Below are 2,147 nucleotides of genomic sequence, written 5' to 3'. Positions count from 1 at the left end.
AAAAGGCCTCTGGACAGCAATATTGCATTTATGTAACGGTTAATGGCTTATTTGTTATTACTTCTGATATTACATGTGACAATGTGACATGTACAGCAGCGATAAGATCATCAGTTGTGGCTTAATGACATTACCCGTTGTTGTATAATCAACATTGTGAAACTGATTCTGGAAAATCAAAATCATCGATTAAAATTTATCATTCGTTTTTTCGTATTTAAACAGTTGACTTTTGCTATTCTTTATTCTTTTTTTTTAACAAATTATCATTTCCTAAGATCAATAATTGATCTTATATAATAATTTTTATCCAAGACTTTTTAATCGTCATAAGCAACGTAGTCGTACCTCATTTCATGCTCATCGAGATAAATTAACATCATTTGAAATTTTAATTTTCAAAACAAATCCTTCATCATGAAAAATGAAAAATTATTTTCAATCTTAATCGTATCTTTGTTTATTTCATTATGTGGCGGTATCATAACATTTTATGATAAAAATTTAATGCCACAACAAATGATACCATATTCAGATAATAGTATAGTATTTCGTTTATTCGAAAGGTTAAACATCACTTGTAATGTACCAAATTTAACATATAAAATCCTTCATCCAAATGGAACCAGTAATTTAATTACTGTTTACGATCATCAAATTCCATTTTTTAACTTTTGTCAGGATGATCATTCAGGAGCCATGTAAGGTAAAACTCCATAAATCACATCAGACTTTTTATCTACTGATGATCCACATAAACCAAGATCTGTAATAAGTAAATTCTTTTGAATGCTAAATAAAAGATTTCCTGGATGAAAATCTTGATGAGTTAAATTACATTCATGCAGTTGTTCAAGTCCATTGCTAATATCTAATAATGCTTTTACTCTATCCTTCCATGTTATATTAATTATATCATATTTGTCAAGAGAACCATGAGGAATGTATTCCATTACCATGATATAACTTTTTGTTTTTGGATTTTGAGAAAGTCCAAAACATCGAACAAAAAGTGTATTATCCTTTAATTTAGCATATTGTTCTCTTCAAAGTACTACAGTATGTTCAATCTTTTTAATATATATATTTTTTTTATCAGTAAAGGGAGTTTATTCGTTTATAGATTTTTGATTAAGAAATATTTGTAAAGTACGTTAACAAATTTTAGTTACTTCTAATATATCAACAAAATTACAATTATTATGAATAGATGTGTGAGCATAGAAACTAGATAGGCTTATGCTACGATGCATGTAGTAAGAGCATGAGTTTGACTATTTATAAATTTAGTTTTACAGCATTCTTAATAATAATTTTTTAATAAATACATGCAAAGCAGGCAAGGAAAGTCTGTTAGAAACAAAGTCGAAGATGAGTTTATAGATAAACAAATAATTACTACTCGAAAAATATAGTATTAGAGGCAATAATTTTAAATTTGATAATTTGACAATTTATTTTCGTTAAAATAATCAAAATAAATACAACTGAAAATATCAATAAAAACTATAACATTGTATGTTATTTATAATTTTAAGATTTAAAAGTAAATAATTGTTTACCATTCATTTATCATTATTATATATTGTTATAAACTGTTACACATTATCCTTTGGTATATGCTGTAAATTATTTTGAAGAATTAAGTCGTTGAGAACGTTCCTTAATTTTTTTTAGATTGTTATTTCTTTTGATTCTTCGTGCTAATAGATTAGAAGAATTTTCATCAAATGATTCTGGTTCATCTGACATTTTATTAAGGAAGATTTGGTTTGATTTAAATGCTTGATTATTTTGTTTGATTCGAGTTTGGACATACTCTTCTTAATCTGATTACTATTATTTTTATCGCAACATTTAATACACACATCGTGAAAATGTGATCCTTTTTCATTACATCGAGGTTTTATACATTTATATTTATCATATGGTAATTTTGCTAACGAATTAGAATGTACTTCACATACTTCACATAACATTTTATTTTTTTAAATGTTTTTCTTACTTTTGAAATTAATGAATTTACAGTACGTGACGACAAATGTATTTATATAAAAATATCATAATAGTATAATACTTGTATTTTTCTTCAAAAAATACGGCATTGTTTATATTTGTCGACTAATAATTATCAATTATTTATTTTA

The 2,147-nt window shown here is 25.3% G+C and carries 1 protein-coding gene; it reads right to left on the bottom strand.

From position 1 onward, the window contains the following. Positions 1 to 686: 686 nt before the first annotated feature. Complete coding sequence (locus tag DMG62_24590; GenBank protein PYY19443.1) at positions 687 to 959, bottom strand: hypothetical protein; 273 nt, start codon at positions 957 to 959, stop codon at positions 687 to 689. Positions 960 to 2,147 lie beyond the last annotated feature (1,188 nt).

The sequence above is a fragment of the Acidobacteriota bacterium genome (genome assembly GCA_003225175.1).
Taxonomy (GTDB): domain Bacteria; phylum Acidobacteriota; class Terriglobia; order Terriglobales; family Acidobacteriaceae; genus Gp1-AA112.
This window is presented reverse-complemented; position numbering and strand designations above follow the sequence as displayed.